Origin of the sequence: Helicobacter pylori (genome assembly GCF_009689985.1) — a bacterium.
GTDB classification, from domain to species: Bacteria; Campylobacterota; Campylobacteria; order Campylobacterales; family Helicobacteraceae; genus Helicobacter; species Helicobacter pylori_CG.
In genome coordinates, this window is the sequence record NZ_QBAW01000003.1 from 1 (window position 1) to 18,844 (window position 18,844).

Annotated in this window: 20 protein-coding genes and 1 pseudogene; 4 read left to right on the forward strand and 17 right to left on the reverse strand. The window is 39.3% G+C overall.

Features of this window, described 5'->3' with window-relative positions; translation table 11 throughout:
- Positions 1–79: pseudogene (locus DBU79_RS07895) on the forward strand (fucosyltransferase); the annotation flags it as partial.
- 8 nt (positions 80–87) lie between these two features.
- Here DBU79_RS07895 and DBU79_RS02980 read toward each other — a convergent pair.
- The 12 genes from DBU79_RS02980 to DBU79_RS03030 all read right to left on the reverse strand — a co-directional run bounded on the left by DBU79_RS02980 (position 88) and on the right by DBU79_RS03030 (position 11,413).
- Positions 88–678 (reverse strand): uracil-DNA glycosylase family protein, encoded by a 591-nt coding sequence (locus DBU79_RS02980; protein WP_154411577.1) that lies wholly within the window; start codon positions 676–678, stop codon positions 88–90.
- 44 nt (positions 679–722) lie between these two features.
- The gene (gene aspA / locus DBU79_RS02985; protein WP_001217501.1) at positions 723–2,129 is read right to left on the reverse strand and encodes an aspartate ammonia-lyase; all 1,407 of its coding nucleotides are present in this window, start codon (positions 2,127–2,129) and stop codon (positions 723–725) included.
- A 57-nt stretch (positions 2,130–2,186) separates the two neighbouring features.
- Positions 2,187–3,455 (reverse strand): UDP-N-acetylglucosamine 1-carboxyvinyltransferase, encoded by a 1,269-nt coding sequence (gene murA, locus DBU79_RS02990; RefSeq protein WP_154411485.1) that lies wholly within the window; start codon positions 3,453–3,455, stop codon positions 2,187–2,189.
- A gap of 2 nt (positions 3,456–3,457) precedes the next feature.
- On the reverse strand, positions 3,458–3,865 hold the full coding sequence (locus DBU79_RS02995; RefSeq protein ID WP_154411486.1) for a hypothetical protein: 408 nt from the start codon (positions 3,863–3,865) through the stop codon (positions 3,458–3,460).
- An 11-nt stretch (positions 3,866–3,876) separates the two neighbouring features.
- Entirely contained in the window at positions 3,877–4,698 is an 822-nt protein-coding gene (galU, locus tag DBU79_RS03000; protein WP_154411487.1) for a UTP--glucose-1-phosphate uridylyltransferase GalU, read from the reverse strand.
- Positions 4,695–6,377 carry a lytic transglycosylase domain-containing protein gene (locus tag DBU79_RS03005; protein ID WP_154411488.1) on the reverse strand — a complete coding sequence of 561 codons (1,683 nt, stop codon included), beginning with the start codon at positions 6,375–6,377 and terminating at the stop codon, positions 4,695–4,697. Before DBU79_RS03005 ends, galU begins: the two co-directional genes overlap by 4 nt.
- Positions 6,378–6,385: 8 nt before the next feature.
- Positions 6,386–6,679 carry a YggT family protein gene (locus DBU79_RS03010; RefSeq protein WP_154411489.1) on the reverse strand — a complete coding sequence of 98 codons (294 nt, stop codon included), beginning with the start codon at positions 6,677–6,679 and terminating at the stop codon, positions 6,386–6,388.
- Positions 6,676–7,995 (reverse strand): glutamate--tRNA ligase, encoded by a 1,320-nt coding sequence (gene gltX, locus DBU79_RS03015; RefSeq protein WP_154411490.1) that lies wholly within the window; start codon positions 7,993–7,995, stop codon positions 6,676–6,678. The genes DBU79_RS03010 and gltX overlap by 4 nt, the downstream gene beginning before the upstream one ends.
- Before the next feature lie 165 nt (positions 7,996–8,160).
- Positions 8,161–8,814 (reverse strand): NAD(P)H-dependent flavin oxidoreductase FrxA, encoded by a 654-nt coding sequence (gene frxA, locus DBU79_RS03020; RefSeq protein WP_154411491.1) that lies wholly within the window; start codon positions 8,812–8,814, stop codon positions 8,161–8,163.
- 1 nt (position 8,815) lies between these two features.
- Positions 8,816–9,673 (reverse strand): NAD(P)-dependent oxidoreductase, encoded by an 858-nt coding sequence (locus tag DBU79_RS03025; RefSeq protein WP_031204267.1) that lies wholly within the window; start codon positions 9,671–9,673, stop codon positions 8,816–8,818.
- A 14-nt stretch (positions 9,674–9,687) separates the two neighbouring features.
- Positions 9,688–10,191, reverse strand: coding sequence for an SRPBCC family protein (locus DBU79_RS07780; protein WP_195834215.1), 504 nt, complete (start codon positions 10,189–10,191; stop codon positions 9,688–9,690).
- Between the two features lie 13 nt (positions 10,192–10,204).
- Positions 10,205–11,413 carry a CCA tRNA nucleotidyltransferase gene (locus DBU79_RS03030; RefSeq protein ID WP_180395259.1) on the reverse strand — a complete coding sequence of 403 codons (1,209 nt, stop codon included), beginning with the start codon at positions 11,411–11,413 and terminating at the stop codon, positions 10,205–10,207.
- A 62-nt stretch (positions 11,414–11,475) separates the two neighbouring features.
- Between DBU79_RS03030 and queC the strand changes: the two genes are divergently transcribed.
- A complete protein-coding gene (queC, locus tag DBU79_RS03035; protein ID WP_134890583.1) occupies positions 11,476–12,162 on the forward strand; it encodes a 7-cyano-7-deazaguanine synthase QueC in 687 nt (228 codons plus the stop codon).
- Positions 12,163–12,230: 68 nt separating this feature from the next.
- Here the strand turns inward: queC and oipA are convergent, their stop codons facing one another.
- Entirely contained in the window at positions 12,231–13,157 is a 927-nt protein-coding gene (gene oipA, locus DBU79_RS03040) for an outer inflammatory protein OipA (protein WP_154411492.1), read from the reverse strand.
- Positions 13,158–13,336: 179 nt separating this feature from the next.
- Between oipA and DBU79_RS03045 the strand changes: the two genes are divergently transcribed.
- A complete protein-coding gene (locus tag DBU79_RS03045; RefSeq protein ID WP_154411493.1) occupies positions 13,337–13,789 on the forward strand; it encodes a hypothetical protein in 453 nt (150 codons plus the stop codon).
- A gap of 99 nt (positions 13,790–13,888) precedes the next feature.
- Positions 13,889–14,335, forward strand: a complete 447-nt coding sequence (locus tag DBU79_RS03050) for a hypothetical protein (protein WP_154411494.1) — start codon at positions 13,889–13,891, stop codon at positions 14,333–14,335.
- Positions 14,336–14,339: 4 nt separating this feature from the next.
- On the opposite strand, the gene hydE is transcribed toward DBU79_RS03050, so the two are convergent.
- From hydE to DBU79_RS03070, 4 genes are read right to left on the reverse strand one after another with little or no spacing between them, the layout of a single operon-like run.
- Complete coding sequence (gene hydE / locus DBU79_RS03055) at positions 14,340–15,878, reverse strand: hydrogenase biosynthesis protein HydE (RefSeq protein WP_154411495.1); 1,539 nt, start codon at positions 15,876–15,878, stop codon at positions 14,340–14,342.
- A 1-nt stretch (position 15,879) separates the two neighbouring features.
- Positions 15,880–16,416 carry a hydrogenase biosynthesis protein HydD gene (gene hydD / locus DBU79_RS03060; protein ID WP_000078619.1) on the reverse strand — a complete coding sequence of 179 codons (537 nt, stop codon included), beginning with the start codon at positions 16,414–16,416 and terminating at the stop codon, positions 15,880–15,882.
- Complete coding sequence (gene cybH / locus DBU79_RS03065; RefSeq protein WP_154411496.1) at positions 16,413–17,087, reverse strand: Ni/Fe-hydrogenase, b-type cytochrome subunit; 675 nt, start codon at positions 17,085–17,087, stop codon at positions 16,413–16,415. The genes hydD and cybH overlap by 4 nt, the downstream gene beginning before the upstream one ends.
- A 12-nt stretch (positions 17,088–17,099) precedes the next feature.
- Positions 17,100–18,836 carry a nickel-dependent hydrogenase large subunit gene (locus DBU79_RS03070; RefSeq protein WP_154411497.1) on the reverse strand — a complete coding sequence of 579 codons (1,737 nt, stop codon included), beginning with the start codon at positions 18,834–18,836 and terminating at the stop codon, positions 17,100–17,102.
- Positions 18,837–18,844 lie beyond the last annotated feature (8 nt).

Sequence of the window (18,844 nt, forward strand, 5' to 3'; positions counted from 1 at the left end):
CACTTTTAAAATCTATCGCAAAGCTTATCAAAAATCCTTACCTTTGTTGCGCGCCATAAGGAGATGGGTTAAAAAATAAGGTGCATTTTAAGATTGGTTAAGAAATTGGAGCGCTATTTTAAAATGCGCTAACGCTTCTTTTTTGAGCGTGGGGTTTTTGAGCATGTCCTCTAAAGCATGGGTGCTTAAAAAATGTTTTGTTTTTAAAGACACGATACGCCCAAAGGATTCTTCTTTAGAAAGGTTTAAAAGGCGTTTGGGCAAAATCTCGCCAAATACCACAATGACTTTTGAAATGCTGTTGTCTAATTGCCAGGTTAAATGGAATAGACATGCGTTGATTTCTTCTTCTAAATTAAGGCTGTTAGAGTCGCATTTAAGGAGCGATAAAATACTGCAATCTTTTAAGGGGAAGTTAAAAACTTTTTGGATAATGCTCTCTAACATGGTCGCTTTTAAATTGTTTAAGAAATTCAATTGGCTATCCAGCATGGGGGTTAGCGTGATGAAAGTGAGCTTGGAAGTGGGATTAAAAAGCCCGATCACCGGTTTTGAATTTTGATGGCGTTTGCACAGATTGCAATTTTCTATGCTCTCATAAACTTGTTTGTTAAGAGGCTTATTTTGGGGCTTATTAAGGTTGGTATTCGTGTAAGTTTCGCCCAAAAGACGCTCCATATAAAGGAAGCGTAAAATTTGAAGGCGTGAAAGTTGCAAAGCGTTCAGTCTTTATGCTTTTTGAAAGCGTGAGGGCTTAGCATGTTTTCTGGCTTGAAAATATCGTCCAGTTGTTCTTTAGTTAAGATTTTCTTTTCTAAAGCGATGTCATAGATAGAGCGATCGCTTTTTAAAGCTTCTTTAGCGATCATAGCGGATTTTTCATAGCCGATATGAGGGTTTAGCGCGGTAACAATGCCAATGCTGTTAAAGACATAATCGTGGCAAATCTTTTCATTAGCCGTGATGCCTTCCACGCATTTAGTCGTTAAGGTTTCAATTGCACGCCCTAAAATCACAAAGGAATGGAAAAGCTTATAAGCGATAACCGGCTCAAACACATTGAGTTGCAATTGCCCTCCTTCTGCGGCTAACGCTACGCTCAAATCATTCCCAATCACCGCAAAGCACACCTGATTGACCACTTCAGGGATCACCGGATTGACTTTACCGGGCATAATAGAGCTACCCGGCTGCATTTTAGGCAAATTGATTTCATTCAGCCCGGCTCTAGGGCCTGAGCTAAGCAACCTTAGATCGTTACAGACTTTAGAGAGTTTGACCGCAATACGCTTTAACACCCCACTCACTTGCACATACGCCCCCGTGCTTTGAGTGGCTTCTATCAAATTATTAGCCATGACAAAGGGGCGGCCCGTTACTTCTTGGATTTTCTTTTCAATCAAACTGCGATAATCCGGGTGCGAATTGATCCCTGTGCCAATAGCCGTGCCGCCTAAATTAAGCTCTCTTACCCAATTCCTAGCGTCTAAAACCTGCTCAATATCCCTATCAACCATCAAAGCGTAAGTTTCAAACTCTTGACCTAAAGTCATAGGCACAGCGTCTTGAAGCTGGGTGCGCCCCATTTTAATCACATGAGCGAATTCCTTAGCTTTTTGAGCGAAAGCGTCCCTTAAAGCCTTCATGGGAGCGACTAAATTACTCAAACGCTCATAAATCGCAATTTTTAACGCGCTAGGATAAGCGTCATTGGTGGATTGAGAGCGGTTGACATGGTCGTTTGGGTGGCAAAATTGATACTCACCCTTTTGATGCCCCATGTATTCTAAAGCCAAATTAGCAATCACTTCATTCATGTTCATGTTCGTGCTTGTGCCAGCCCCCCCTTGAATCATATCCACAATGAATTGATCATGGTATTTGCCATCAACCAACAAATCGCACGCGTGGCAAATCGCAATTTTAAGCTTTTCATCAATCAAGCCTAATTGCGCGTTCGCTAAAGCAGCCGCTTTTTTGACTTGAGCAAAAGATTTGATAAAAACAGGATAACTGCAAAGCTTGTCGTTGGTGATGAAAAAATTTTCACTCGCTCTTAAAGTCTGGATCCCATAATAAACTTCATCGCTAATTTCCATTTGCCCAATGAAATCATGCTCAATACGCATAAAAGCTCCTTATGTAATAATTGAAAAATATTCTAGCTATTGTAACCAAATCTTAGATTATTTTTCTTTTAAACGCAACACTTTTGCCCCTAAAGCGTTGATTTTATCCTCTAATCTCTCATAACCCCTATCCAAGTGGTAAATCCTATGCACCCTACTCACACCCTTAGCCACTAATGCGGCTAAAATGAGAGCCGAAGAAGCCCTTAAATCAGTCGCCATCACATCGCTCCCGGTAAGCTCTGTGGATCCGCTAATGGTAGCCACATTCGTTTTTAGGCTGATATTAGCCCCTAAGCGTTGCAATTCGCTTGCATGCATGAAGCGGTTTTCAAAAAGCGTTTCTTCAATCACGCTCGTCCCCAAACACTGCGTGGCTAACGCCATGAATTGCGCTTGCATGTCTGTGGGAAAGCCTGGGTATTCTTTCGTGGTGATTTCAAAGGCTTGGCGTTTTTTGGCCGGATAAATTTCTATAGAATTTTCTTGAATGTTTAGCGAAAAACCAATTTCTATAAGCTTATCGGTGATCGCTTGAAGATGGTTAGGGATGATACGATTGATTTTAAGCTGGCTGTTAGTGATAGCCCCCACGCACAAATAAGTGCCTGCTTCAATCCTATCGGGTATGATTTGAATGTCTTTTAAATTTAAAGCGTCGCTTTCTACCCCCCTAATCTTTAACTCGCTGCTGCCAACGCCCTCAATTTCTACCCCTCCACTCTGTAAAAACGCGCACAATTGAGCGATTTCTGGCTCTTTAGCGGCGTTAATGATGCGCGTGATCCCTTTAGCAAGGCTTGCTGCCATGAGGGCGTTTTCTGTGCCTGTAACGCTGATTTTATCAAATAAAATATCATTCCCTTTCAAGCCTTTAGGGGCTTTTGCGTGGATATAGCCTTGCTCAATTTTGATTTCAGCCCCTAATTGTTGCATCGCTTTTAGGTGCAAATCCACAGGCCTTGCTCCTATAGCGCACCCACCGGGCAAACTCACTAAGCATTCTTTAAAACGCGCTAATAAAGGGCCTAAAACCAAAATGGAAGCGCGCATTTTACGCACCAAATCGTAAGTGGCTTCGGTGTGGCGCAAAGATTTAGCGCTGATTTGGAGCGTGCTAGGATCAAGCCATTCTAAGTTAGCGCCTAAATTTTGCAACAATAACGCCATCGCCTTTATATCCACCACTTGGGGCAAGGATTTGATTTTGACTTCTTGGCGGCTTAAAAGCGCGGCGGCTAAAATGGGGAGCGCGGAATTTTTCGCCCCTGAAATTTCTACCCCCCCTTTTAAAGTGACTTGTCCTACAATCTCTAAAAAATCCAATTCTATCCTTTTTCTTTTTTATTCTTAAGGGCTAAGCCGGTAGCGTTAGCGATTTTTTGCGCATGATTAGGGTTAGCGTTTTCTAATTCTTGCCCAAAATTAATAGCGTCTTCTAATTCAAAAAATTCTGAAGCGACTAAATTTTGGATCGTTTCTAGCCACAGAGTTTCTTTGTCTTTGGGGCAATTTTTAAAACGCTCATTAAAGCTGTTTTTAAGTTTTTCTAAAGCTGGCACGCTTTTAAGGTTTTTGATTTGTTCGCTCAAATCTTCTAAAGAGAGGCTTTTATTAGGAAGATTTTGCTTTAAGGGGGGGCGAGAAAGCCTCCAAGCAAGCCCCACCAATAATACAGGGAGCAAGCATACAAAGAGGATCAAATACATGTAAGCATAATACGCTAAATTGCCCATGTTGATAAGATTTATAAGCGTTTTTTATAATAAGCGTTACTCGCTTCAATATAGCCTTCCACACTCCCGCAATCGTATCGTTTGCCTTTGAATTGGTAGGCGATGATTCGTTTTCTTTTGGCTTGAATGAGTAAGGCGTCTGTGATTTGGATTTCATTGTTTTTACCCGGTTTCGTCTCGCTTAAAATTTCAAAAATATCCGGGGTTAGAATGTAGCGCCCTATCACGGCTAGATTGCTTGGGGCGTCTTCTTGGCTTGGTTTTTCCACCATGTCTTTAATCTCATACACCCCCTCTTCTAACCATTCGCCCCTAATCACGCCGTATTTTGAAACTTCTTCTAGCGCCACCTCTTCAATGGCCACAATGGAGCATTGGTATTTTTGATACAATGAAATCATTTGCTTTAGCACGCTTGGATAATCATGGCTTATGCATAAGTCATCGGCTAAAATCACCGCAAAAGGCTCATTGCCTATGAGGGCTTCTCCGGTTAAAATCGCATGCCCTAAGCCTTTCATTTGTTTTTGGCGCACATAGGAAAAACAGCATTTTTCTATAATGTTACGAATGCTTTTTAGGGCGTTTTCTTTGTTAGTGCCTTGGATTTGATGCTCTATTTCATAGCTCGTGTCAAAATAATCTTCTAAACTGCGCTTGTTTCTGCCTGTAACAATCGCCATCACTTCACAGCCTGCTTCCATCGCTTCCTCTACAGCGTATTGGATTAAAGGTTTATCCACAATGGGCAGCATTTCTTTAGGAATGGTTTTAGTGATCGGCAAAAAGCGCGTGCCGTAGCCAGCGGCAGGAAAAAGGCATTTTTTAATCATGGTTTGTCCTTTGAGTTAAGAGTTTGTTCTAAAAATGCATCAACAGGGATGAAATTCCCAAAAATTTCTTGATAAATCAAGTAATTGAGCATGACCCTAAAGCCATACAAACGGGTTTCGCTATAAGGCATAAGCTCCATGCTAAGCCATGGCTCAAAATGATTTTTTTCTTTAAATCGTTTGGAGCTTTCTAGCCACCTCCTTAAAAACCCAGGCCCAGCGTTATAAGCGTAGGCGACAAAAAGGGGGTGGTTGAATTCTTTTTTTAGATGGTTCAAGTAATAATTACCAAATTTGAGAGCGATATTGGGGTTAAACATGTCGTTTAGATCAACATTATCCATGCCAAGACTTTTAGCGAAAGGCCCTACATTAAAGGGCATGATTTGCATAAGCCCCAGAGCGAAGGAGCGTGAAATGACTGCCGGAAGCAAGAAACTTTCTTGCCTAGCGATCGCATACGCCATAGCCTTTTCATCAATATTTTGCCATTCAATAATGCCTTCATAAGGGGATAAATAATAATAAATCTTGTCTTTATTGCGTTGGCTTAAAAGATAGGTCAATTCAGGGGCGCTTTTTTCATAATACAAGCTTTTTAGCATCGCATTAAACGCGTCTTCGCCTTTCAAACTCAAGGTTTTTTCCTTAAAAATTTGCCACGAAAAAGGGTCACAAGTGTTAAAAGGAGGGTCTTCTTGGCTTAAATTTTGGATGTGAGAAATGATGCGATAACTGGGCGTGGTTTGGAGCTTGCGACTCGCATAAAGACTATAAAGGTTTAAGGCAGGGCTTTGTGAAAGGCGTTCCAAAGTTTTTTTCTTTTTAGAGACTAGATACTGCCAAAAAACCGCTCTGTCTTTTGAAAAATCATCGTCTTTAACCACCGCTTCTGAGCGTTCAAAATACTTGAGCGCTTTAGAGGGTTTTTTACGCAAGATTTCATTAATCCCTAGGATAAAAAAGGTTTGCGCGTTGCTGTGGGTAGCGTTAGTTTTAGTGAGAGCGTCTTTAAAATGATCCAATTTAGGATCTAAAATAACCTGATAGATCAAGCGGTTAAACGCCGGGTAATCTTCATCTAAAAGGCGGTTTAACTCTTTAATAGGGATATGTTTTTCAAAAATTTGGAGCTTTTTTTCATAACTCAAATGGTTGAAAAGTGCACTAAACACTTGCACATTAGCCTTAAATAAAGAAGCGCTCACATTCTTACTTTGCAAAATTTCTAATTCTTCATAAAGAACGGGGTAAGCCTCTTTGATTTTAATTTGTAAGGGCTTAAGGGTTTGAAGGGGGATTTTATCAAAATCTTTGATTTTTGATTTTAAAGCGATAGCGATACAGCTATTTTGGAAAGTGTCTGTTGTTTCTAACATGCTTTCTAGGGTAATTTGCTTGCAATAAATATCTTCAGGCAATTTAACATCAGGGCTTTTTTCTGCATTGTCTGAGTCTTTTTCTTGCATGGCCTTTTGTAGGGCGTTATTTTTATTTTGAGTCAATTCATAGGCTTTTTTAGCGTTTTCTAAAGTGGTTTTTTTATCGCTAATATAGCGCCATAAATAATAATCCCTAACAATCCCGGCGGGCTTTCTTTCTAAATCTTTTAAACTCAACTCGGTTTGAGAAAAACCAACGCCAAGCACACCCATAAAAAATAAAATAAAAAAACGCATGATTTTCTTTAAAGGCTTTTGGCGAGCATAAAAAGCCATTGGATGAGGGTTAAATCTAAAAATTTCAAAACGATGACCACCACTAAAGGAGCGAAATCCAACCCGTTAAACACCAGCTTGAATTTAGAGCGTAAAAAATAAAACACCGGCTCACACAAGCGAGCGAGGATTTGCATGATGGGGTTATTGGGGTTAGGTTGCACAAAGCTAATGAGTGAATAAATGATGACCACCCACATATAAATCGTAATAAGCGAGCCTAAAATCACCGCTACCGCATTAATAAGAGTGGAAAATATCATGCTTTGAGCCTTAAAACTTCTTGATAATGGCTTTGGATATAGGGGAAAATCAAAGGCAATTCAACGCCATGCGAGTTCCCGGTTAAAAGGATGCGTAAAGGTTTGAAAAAATCCTTACCCTTAAGCTGGCTTAATCGCATGGCTTCCTTTTTAAAACTTTCAAAATCCTTATACGCTTGAAAATCCATGCTTTTTAGAGCGTTAAAAAGCGCTAAACAACGCTCTTTAAAATCTTCGTTTTCGTAAGTTTTAACAACATCTTTTGGCTCTAAAAACAACGAAATTTTTTCTCTCAATTCTAAAAGCGTGCCGCATTCTTCTATAAACAATCTTAAAAGCCCTAAGAGGTTTTTATCTTTTATCAAAGTGAGTTCTAATAACTTGTCATCGTCTAAAAGCTTTAAATGCTCGTGGTTTAAGTGTTTTAAATATTTTAAATTAAAATGAGCCGGGGAGCTGGAAAGATTTTCTAAATCAAACCATTCTATCGCTTCATCAAGGCTGAAAACTTCCTTAGGCACTTTATTACCGATAGTGATGAGATAATTCACAATAGCCTCCGGTAAAAACCCTTGATTCAAAAGCCATTTCACGCTGGAGGCTTCATCTCTTTTACTCATTTTTTTACCGCTTGTTTCGTCTAAAATAATGGGCAAATGCGCATAAACAATCGGATCGTTTGAGCCTAAAGCTTGCTGGATTAAAATTTGTTTAGGGGTGTTACTCACATGATCTTCGCCTCTAATAATCAGACTGATTTCATAGAGCAAATCATCGCATGCGCAAGCGAAATTATAAGTAGGGCTTTTATCCTGTCTTAAAAGCACAAAAGAATCCAATTCATCAGGTTCAAATTTCACTTCTTTTTTAATCGTATCATTGAAAGACACCGCATGATTTGGGGCTTTTAAACGCACCACAGGGGCATGACGCTTGTCTTTTTCTAAAGCCGCCCACTCGTCTAAATACCTGAAAGGGCGTTTTTCATTTTTGGCTTTTTCTTTTTCTCTTTCTAAAAACTCCGTGCTCGCATAACAATAAAACGCTTTATTTTCTTTCAGTAATTTTCCTGCCATTTCTCTGTGATAATCTATGTTATGGCTTTGATACACGAGCTTGTCCCAGCTTATCCCCATAAGCTTTAAGATCTCTAAAATTTCTTGGTCTTTGCCTTCAATGTTGCGCTCTTTGTCCGTGTCTTCAATGCGGATGAGAAAGGGTTTGTGTTGCTGTTTGGCCACAATGTAGTTAAAAATGGCTGCCCTTAAATTCCCTATATGCATATCTCCTGTAGGCGAAGGTGCAAAACGAAGCATAAAAACCCTTTATTGAAAAATAGTTTTTGATTATACCTAAAGAATACTTAATTGTGTTGTGGTGGTTTTGTTTTTATCAAACATGAACAAGCATCATTTAAGAGATTAGCGTTTGGCTAACGCCAAGCTCTTTATGGTTGGTTATCAAAAAGCCAAAAGCGTTTCTTATTCAATCACTTCATAAATAACTTCTGTCTTCCAGCGGGTTTTAGGGGTGATTTCTTGATTGCGATAACCAAAACTAGCCATTACCGATACCCCAAATTCCGCCGTGTTTAGATAGCCTTTTTTCTTTAAATAAGCCTCCACTTTTTCTTGATCATACCCTTCAATTGGGCAAGAATCAATCCCTAACATGGCCGCTGCCATCATCATGTTCGCCATTTGGATATAAGTCTGCTTGCTAGCCCAATCAAACAAGGATCGTTCGCTATTGAGTTTCATGTCGCTCTCTTGGAAATTTTTAATCATTTGAGCGAACCTAGAATCAGTGTCATAATCCCTTTTTTTAACCTCATGCATCACTTTTTTAACATAATCGCTGTCATAAGTAACGCCTTTTCGTGCAAGATAAATGACAAAATGGCTCGCTCCCTCTAAGCTAGAAAGAGCCCCCCAGGCCATCGGTTTTAAATCTTCTTTCATGCGTTCATTCTTTAATAAAAGCATTTTCCATGGTTCAAGCCCGAATGCAGAAAGGGCTAACCTCCCCACTTCAACCAACGCTTCCCAATCCTTTTGAGAAATACGGCGATTGGGATCGTATTTTTTCGTAGCGAATCGTTGGTGCTGTAAAGCAACCACTTGTTCTCTGTCCATTTTAATGTTCTCCTTTTTCTAAATAATGATAAACGGCTGCCATATCCATTTCGCCTAAACCGGATTTTTCCGCTTGAGAATAAAGTTCTTGCGCCTTGAATAAGAATGGCAATTCAATCGCCTCTCCTGCTTCATTGTTAGCTAAACGAATGTCTTTGAGCATGAGTTTCAAACTGAAAGCGGCCGGATAGCTATCTTGTAGCCACATGCCTTTTTTAGCTTGAAAGAGAGGCGAATTCATGCCAGATTGGCCAATAATTTGCAAAAACAACTCTGCATCAACCCCTAAATGTTTGGCTAATAGCAAAGCTTCTGAATAAGCAACCCCCATTTGAGCTAGAAGGCTGTTAATGGATAACTTGGCTCTTGCCCCTTGACCAACTTTTCCTAAATAAAAGGTTTGACTCCCTAAATGCGCGAAAATAGGTTTGAGTTGATCAACCCCTTCTTCATCGCCTGCCGCCAAAATCAATAACGCCCCAGCTTTAGCCACGCCAACCGATCCTGAAACGGGTGCTTCAAGGTAAGTTACTTGATGTTTTTGAGCGGTTTCTTCTAAAGATAAGCTTTCCAAAGGGGCGATAGTGCTCATATTCACCACAATTTTTTCAGACATCTGTTCCCAAAATTCTGGCACTAAAACAGCATCAATCGCCACTTTATCCGAAAGCATAATAAAAATCAGATCAACTTTAGCGGCTAAATCTATAGGGTTAGTATAAACCGCTACGCCTTTTTCTTTTAAGGGGACTGCTTTGCTCTCTGTTCGGTTATAAACCGACACTTCTAAATTTGCATCGTGCAAACGAGCCACCATAGGAGTTCCCATAGCCCCTAGTCCAATCCATCCGATTTTCATTCAATTCTCACTTATTAGCGTGAATACGCCACTAAACCATCTAACCAAACTTGATGGCCATTTAGCATCGCATTAGGCACAGATTTCGCTAAAGCTTTAGCAGGGACTCCTAACTGAGTTTCTTGGGTTAGAATACGCACACGATCATTATCTAATTTTTCAACTAGCCATGCGTGATAGGCTTCAAGATACTCATCGCCTTTAGCTTCATTCCAACCTCTCCAAGCCAAACGCAGTATGGTGTCTTTCAATTCAAACTCTTCCACTTGCGCTTCAATGAGAAAGCCAAAAGTTTCAAAACAAAAACGAGTCTTGTCTTTAAGAATGGTATTGTCTTGATGATACACATGAACATTCCCTGAATTTTTGTAATACTTTTCCCAATGGGATGCATCTCTTAAATGCTGTACCACTTTATTAAAATCCAAACCTTTGACAATGACTTCATTGGACACAAAATTATCAGTCTCTCCTGGTATCCATTTCTTAGGCCATTGAATCGCATTCATCGTTATCATGTTTTCTCTGTTTTTAATTTTTTCTGCCTATTGGCGAATGGTTTATAACATCATTAGGTAAATAATTACCCTTAACCCATTCAATCAGCCATTCTAAAGCGTTATTTTTAGGGTTAGCGATGACTAAATCTAAGCATGCGTTTAAAATTTCACCGATTTTTTGGTGCTGATAACCCAAACTTTGAAGCGCACCGCCCTTAATGGCTAAATGTTCTTTTTTAAAAGGCTCGTTAGAATCAAAGATTTCTTTTAACAAGCCTTTAATTTTTAAAGCGTGTTTGTGGTTTTTGAGCGCATAAAAATCTAAAGCCAAATTAAAAGGATCTAAATCGTAGTTTTTCAATAAAAATTTTAACTCTGTTTTGTCATGAATATTTAAAAAAGCTTTATGACATTCTTTGGCTTTGGAAAATAAAACGATCGTTTTTTTAGGGTAGCGTAAATTTTCTAAACTTTTTTGATGCTTAAAAAACCCCAATAATCTTAATTCCAGATTCAAAGGCGCGTTTTTTAAAAACCCTAAATTTTCTATTTTTTCTTGAATAACCAACTCCAAAATTTCTTGATATTCTTTAGCCACTTCATAGGCGTTTTTCCCCATAAGAAGCTTATTCAACTCGCTTTGTAAGCGTTCTTTAGAAAGGTGTTTTAACAAATCCTTACACGCAAAAACCGCTCTTTTGGTGCTTGCTGCTATCTTAAAGCCTAAAGTCGCACTAAATCGCAGCGATCTTAAAATCCTTAAAGCGTCTTCAAAAAACCTCAATCGCGCTTCCCCCACACATTCAATCGTTTGATTTTCAATCGCATTCTGCCCTTTAAAAGGATCGATAATCCCTTTTGTAGGGCTATAAGCGATCGCATTCATGCTAAAATCGCGCCGCTTTAAATCGTCTGTTAGATGAGTGCTAAAAACCAATTCTTTAGGCTTTCGGTGTTTGATATGCCCCTTTTCAATTCTAAAAGTTGTGATTTCATAGCTCTGATGGTTCTTAAGAGCCGTGATCGTGCCATGTTTGATACCGGTTTCTAGAACCCTAAAATCGTGCTTTAAAAGAAGCTCTTTACTTTCATTGACTAAAGCGTTTGAAGTTAAATCGTAATCTTTTGGGGTAATGCCCATCAAACAATCGCGCACGCACCCCCCTACCAAGTAAAGCTCATAAGGGGATTTTTCATAAATGTCAAACAATTCTTTTAATTCTTTTTCTAACTCAAACACGCTTTTTACTCTTAAAATTTCTTTGTGTTATTATATCTTTTTAGAATTTTTAAGGAATTTTGATGGAACAAGAAATTTGCGTGATCGGTTTTAGTGGCGGGCAAGATAGCACCACTTTAGCCGTATGGGCGAAAAAGCGTTTTAAAAAAGTCTGTTTAGTGGGGTTTGATTACGCGCAAAAACACTCTGTGGAATTAGAATGCGCTCAAAAAATCGCTTCTCTTTTACAACTCCCTTATGAAATCATCCCATTAGATTTTTTAGAGAATATCACCCACTCCGCGCTTTTTAAAAACTCTAACGATTTAATAGGGCATTCGCATGCGCAAAATAAAGATTTACCCAATTCTTTTGTGCCTAATCGTAACGCTATTTTTATCACCCTTTTGCATTCTTATGCGCAAAAACTAGGGGCTAGCAACATCGCTTTAGGGGTTTCGCAAGCGGATTTTAGCGGCTATCCGGATTGTAAAGAAGATTTTATTAAAAGCATCGAGCATGCCCTAAATTTAGGCTCAAACACAGCGATTAAAATCGTAACGCCTCTAATGTTTTTAAATAAAGCACAAGAATTTCAAATGGCTAAAGATTTAGGGGCTTTGGATCTAATCATCAAAGAAACGCACACCTGCTATCAAGGAGAGCGAAAGATTTTGCATGCTTATGGCTATGGCTGCGATAAATGCCCAGCATGCCAATTGAGAAAAAAAGGCTTTGAAGAGTTTCAAGCTAAGGCTTTGTTTCAATAAAGCGTTGGTAAAAATACTCAAAAGCGTTTTTTAAGACAAACAATCAAAGAGCGACAAAAAGTGCATTTTTAATGTTTGCGTCTAAAAGTATATGTATAGTTAAGATAAACGCTCACCACTCTTTTATAATCCAATTTATCCCCATAATTATCGCTATAGTAATTGACTTTAAACGCTGGCACTTTAACCCCTAATTCAACACTAGAACCTCCAAGATAGATTTCATCACCATAGCGATCAATATCGTATTCATCACTACTAAAACGAACGCCAAATTTCCCTTGTAACTGAAAAATCGTGCGGCTCTTGACTTGATTGAAAGGGGTGAGATTGTTACTTGCAAACCAAGTGCTAGCCCCTATATCCATGCCAATTACAAGTCCTGAAGATTTTCTGATTACATGCCTTGATGCTCTTTTTAATGTGTTAGCGTCTAGCGTTCTGCCGGTCATATCTTTGTAAAATATAGAGAGCCCTTTTACCCTTCGTTCAACATATTCTTGGGACACTCGTTTATCGTTAGTCCAATTAATGAGTAAATCCGTATTGAAACCATAGGGTAAAAAAGCTATTAAACCGCTGCCAGGAACAGAACCAACACCACCAAGTTGGTAACCGAAAAAAAGAGAGTGCCTAAACCCTATAATCCTTTTTTTACCCAAAAAATATTTATACCCCAAGCTGAGTTCATTGAAAATACCGCCCGACCCGCCATTTCCTGCGAATCGGCTAGCGATTTTGTTTGAATCTTTCACTGCATTTAAGGCGTTTTGTGCATCTCTTATGGCTTTTGTGTTTTGTGTTGTAGGGAATAATGAATTTTTTGCGTTATTGATCGCTTGATTTAAGGCGTTTTCTGCTGAAGCTTTTTCGCCGATGCTGCCTTGTCCTTGAATATAGCTTCCTTCTGCAAAATTCAAACCTAAATAAAATCCGTTCCTTTCAGCGTGGAGCCAAAACGAGAGAAAGAGAGAGAGTAAGAGAGCTTTTTTCATGGTTTCTCTTTGGTTTAAGATTTGATATTATGATTAGGTATTTTATCATAAAAATAAGATTTTAGATTGGGTTTTAATGAAAAACAAAATTAAAATGAAACAGCCACAAAACCACCGCTTAATCAACATTAAATTAAAAACATGTTAATCTTTGGTTATTTTTAAATTTAGGAAAACCCATGCATCAAAACAATAAAACTTTTTTACCCAACCAATCCGCTCATCTTTCTAAAGTCATTCTTTTTTTAAACACTGGCTTTTTAGCCTATCTGTTAAGCGCTTGTGGGGCGAATGTGCCTATAGAAGAAGTGATAGTTAAAGATCCTAAAGAAACCAAAGCCCAAGAAGTCGCCAGAGAAGAAAAAGCCATCCAGCAAGAAAACGCCATCATTGATGCGCGCACCACGCCTTTAATCAATCGTTTCACTAATTATAACGCTTATGGCTCTTTAAACGGCTTCTACAATTCAGTGGACAACCTCAATTCGCCCATGCAAAACGGGATGTATGGAGGCTATTACATGCCTTATTATTACATGCCCTATGGTTTCATGCCTTATGGGTCTGGTCTTATGCCTTATGGGCCTTATGGGTATGGAGCGCCTGGATACTTCCCTTACGTTTTTTATTGATTAGCTTAAAACAGCTTGCGCTAAACAATAAGCGTGTTGGTGTTTTTGCTCAAACGCACTTATGTTTTCTAATGGTTGTTTCTAACATGCTAGGGTGGTGTGGTAGAAAAAGACTATATAAGAGGAGATCTTATGCGTATAATTAAAAGTTTATTTCTTGTATCGTTTGTGGCTTATAGTAGTGCGTTCGCAGTGAATTTAGAAACCGAAACTAAAAGCGACAAAAAAAGCAGTAAAAAGTTTTACGAACTCCATAAAAACCATGGGTTAGAAACCGAGACTAAAAACGACAAAAAGCTTTATGATTTCACTAAAAATAGTGCTTTAGAAGGCATAGATTTAGAAAAAAGCCCTACCCTTAAAAGCCATAAAAAAAGCGACAAAAAGTTTTACAAACAACTCGCTAAAAACAATATCGCTGAAGGGGTGAGCGTGCCGATTGTTAATTTCAATAAAGCTCTGTCTTTTGGGCCTTATTTTGAAAGGACTAAAAGCAAAAAAACCCAATACATGGACGGCGGGTTGATGATACACATCCGCTTTTAAGCCCTTATTCATAATCCAAAAACGCATGCGTTTTAAGGGTTAGGGTTTTAGGGAAATATTGCACAAACAAATCCAAAAACACTTTTTCGCCAAAGAAACCCCCAGCGATCGTTACTTCTTGAACGCTAAAATTCTGTGCGTTATCCCAAATGAAATTCCCTAAAAACTCCGCTAAAGAGTCCAAAATCCCCAGACTCAAGATTTCATTTTCCACGCCTGCGAGCCTGAAACTCATCGCGCTATGCATGACTTTTGAAAAGTTTAAAGCCATTTTAAAAGAATCGTCTTTAAGGATTTTATAATCAATCCTAGGGCCTTTAGGGCGTAAGCATTCTTTAGCCAAAGAAATAACGCTTTGAGCGCAAAAATCCTCGCTATAACCCAAAACAAACCCTAAAATGCGAAAAAAATCCAATAAATTCGCGCCCCCTAGCTGGTATTTAGAAAGCTCTAAAATGCGCGCGTAAAAATTAGGGAATTTAGTAGCGTAGTTTTGTAGCATTCTAGAGGCTTTTTCATCTTGTTTGAGGAGGTTAAATATTTGATTGAAATCAAAACTAACGCTTAAGAGCGTTTTTAAAGAACCATTAGCATGTAATAACAACCTTGTAGGGTGCTTGAAACTAAAATACAAAACGATAGAATTGGGGGTTGCGCTTAAAAACTCTAGTTCATCTTTAAAGGGAAGGGTAGAAAAATTGTTTTCTAGCACGAATTTTTTAGTGGGCGTGATCAAGCGTTTAGGGGTTTTAAAAAGCGCTTCATAATGCAACAGCGCTTCACAAGAACGGCTTTCATGCATAAAAACAAATTCTATCCCCTCATCTTGTAAAATATGGCACAATAAATTCAATATGGGGTCAAAGGGTAGTTGGGCTATGATTTCATCGTTTTTAAAAGTGTCCTTAAACACGCTTTTTAATGGGGCTTTGATAGAGGGTTTTTCCAAACTGGCTAAATATTTAGCGTCCTCTAAAGGCAATTTAGTGCAGGTTAAAACGCTAGAAAGATCGCTAAAAATAACGCTTGGAGAGGGATTTTTTAAAGAAAGGGATAATGCCCCTCTAGAAGTGAAAATAGGGATAAAATCTTGTGTTTTGAGCATGCCTTTTAATTGGGTTAAGCAATCTATAAGCTCTTTAGGGCTATGGATCACATCTCCTTTAAAAGCGGTGTTTTTGATAAAACCTAACGCATTGGCATACAAAGATGAATTTTTGTCTAAAAAATCTTGATGCTCTTTAGCGTTCATAAAAAGGGGCTTTGAAAGGCTTGTTGTTTGGAAAAGATTTTCATCTAAAGGCTCTGTGATTTCTTTTAAAGACAAAAAGCTAAAATCTAAAGAAAAGGGCAGAATTTCGCTTAATTTTTGCGCGAACTCTAAAGTGATCTCAGCGCTCGCTTGGAGGTAGAAAGAAGTGGTATTATCCTTATAAATGCTATAAAAACGCGCTTGCAAATGGAATGCCATTTGCTCTAAAAGGGGCGTAAAAATTAGGCTTATTTTTTCATTAACGCATTTAAAAAGAAAAACAAACGCCAATTCAAAAACCCTTATAAGAGAGTTCAGCGATACAATCTAGGGCGATATGATCGGTGCGTTGCATTTTAACCCCCCATGCGTTGAGTCGGGTTTCTATGGCTTTTAAGGCTGTTTCTAAAGCGTTTAACATTTCGCTTGAGAGCTTGAAAGTGGTCTCGCTCCCTATCACAAAAGGCACAAGCCCTACGATAAAAGTTTTAGGCAAATCCCCTAAAAACTCCGTGAGCCTTAAAGTGTGCAGCATCTCCACTTCATGCGCGCTCCCAGCCCATGTGATTTCTTTAGGAGCGTCCTTAAAATCAAAGGCATAAACTGATCCTATCTCAACGCCTTTAGCGCTCACGCAATCTAAAATCAAGACCTTTTCATACGAAGTGATTAAAGGAATGAGTTGCTGAGCCATAGTCCCCCCATCCACAATATCCACGCTAGGGAAAAAAGAAAAATTCTTTTTGAGGTAGTGGGCTAGATGCACCCCAATCCCTTCATCGCCAAAAAGGATATTTCCAATGCCTAAAATTAGGATTTTTTGACTCATTCTTTGGTATAACCATAGCCATTAATCATAGAATCCGCCCCTGAACTATCATACCGGATAGAATGGAAAAACACCATATAAACATGCACAGGGACAAACAAAATAAACCCCCAAGTCGCTAAGTGGTGGATAAAACGCACATTCGCTAACCCCCCACAAAGCGCTTCAAACCACTTAAAAGCGTTTGCTAAAAACGCCCCAAGCCCCGCATGATAGACATTATAATACAGCACTATCCCGCTCAAACTCATCAATACGATCAAAACAACCAAAGTGAAATAAGCCACGAGTTGGATAGGGTTATACGCTCCTTTAGTGTGGGTTTTGCCGCTGATAAGAAAATACGCTTTCATCTGATCTATCCATGCTTTTGGGCTTAAAAGTTGGCTGAAACTCCTGCGTTCCATTAAGCTTTCTTTAGTGAAAAAAAGATAGGTTCTAAAGATTAATGCGCTAATGAGTAAAAACCCAAACATGACATGAAAAGAGCGCACATAAGCTTGTAAAAGATACACCCCTTTATAAAAGCTGGAATTAGGCTGCAAAAAAGGGTAAGCGATGTAAAAACCTGTAGCGATTAAAGTAAAAATACTCAAAGCCCTAACCCAATGGAAAAAGCGCACAAAACCCGAATACTCTTTGTGTAAAACGACCTTATTCATTTTATCCATGCGTAACCCTTTTTAAAATTTAGTGAAATTAGGCTCTACTTTAAACTCGTTTAAAGACTGCCCTTTAAAATCCATCACATGCACTGAGCATGCGATGCATGGGTCAAAAGAATGGATAGTCCTAATGATTTCTAAAGGCTGGGTTAAATCAGCGATTTTAGTGCCAATCAAGCTCATTTCATAAGCCCCCCTTTGATTTTTAGAATCTCTAGGCCCTGCATTCCAAGTAGAAGGCACCACCGCTTGATAATTTTCCACCACGCCGTTTTTAATACGCACCCAATGGCTTAGCATGCCCCTTGGCACTTGACCAATGTAGCGCCCTTTATATTCTTGATTTTTATCAATGTGATAAGGAGCGCAAGTGCTTTGATCGCTTTTTAGGTTTTCCACTAACGCATCAAACGCCAAAAGGCCATTATCAGCGATTGTCTTAGCTTCAATACACCTTGCAGCCGTGCGCCCAAGCGTTGAAAACAACGCTTCTAAAGGCAGTTTAGTGTCTTTTAAAAACTTAGTAGCCACTTCAGTAACATAAGGGTTTTTCGCCGCTAAACCTACCACTACAGAACTTAAAGGGCCTACTTCCATGGGCTTACTATCGTATCTGGGCGATTTTATCCAGGAATATTTATTTTGAGTGTCAAGCACTTTAGCAGGAATGATTTTATTTTCAATCCCCACGCTCTCGCCGTCTTTTAAACCGGTATAATGTGGGTTAGTTTGCCCGTCATAAGGGTGGAGTTGCACTTCTTTAGTGTCTTCGTATTGATACCAAGAATGCGTAACTTCTTCTTTAATCAAACTCTCATCAATGGGGTGCAGTTTGGAAATATCGCCATCAAGCACCACCCCACTACTCAAAAGGTATTTATCCCTCCCAAGCAACACTTCTTCATAAGCGATAAAATTCCTTAAGCCACAGCCTTTAATAACGGACGGCTCATTAGCGAACATTTCGCCCGCCATCACCAAATCTGGGTAGTAAGCATGGTTGATAAAATGAGCCACCACTTCAAACTTGCTCTTCCATTCAGCCAATCTTGTCGGATCCAATATATCCATAACGCTCGTAACACCCCCCACCGTTAGGCTTTGTGGGTGAGGCTGTTTGGCCCCAAAAATAGCGGTCATTTTCGCCGCTTCCCTTTGGATTTCTAAAAGCTTGAGGTAGTGGCTTAAGACGATTAAATTTTGTTCTGGGCTTAAACGATAGGTTTTATGCCCATAATAGCCGTTATTAAAAGGCCCTAACGATCCACCTTTAGCGAAATCGCTCAAGCGTTTTTGAACCGCTTTTAATTCAGGCGCACCGGTATTGATAGGATAAGGGCTGTATTTGAAAGAAAGTTTTGCCGCTTGAATGGGATCGGCTTTTAAAGCGCTCATAATATCGCACCAATCAAGCCCATGCAAAGTATAGAAATGCACCACATGATCATGAAAAAGCAACGCCATGTTCATCAAAGATCGCACCAATTGCGCGTTTAATGGGGGGGTGATGCCTAGAGCGTTTTCTACCGCCGTGATACCGGCTTTATAATGCGAATAAGTGCATACCCCACAAATCCTTTGAGCGATAAAGCCTGCATCTCGTGGATCTCTGCCTTTAATGATCGTTTCTAGCCCTCTAAAAAGCGTAGAAGAAGAAAACGCATCAGTGATCACATTATCATCATCTACGATCACTTCAATCCTTAAATGCCCCTCAATCCTAGTGATAGGATCGACTACGATTTTTTTTGACATGTTAATCC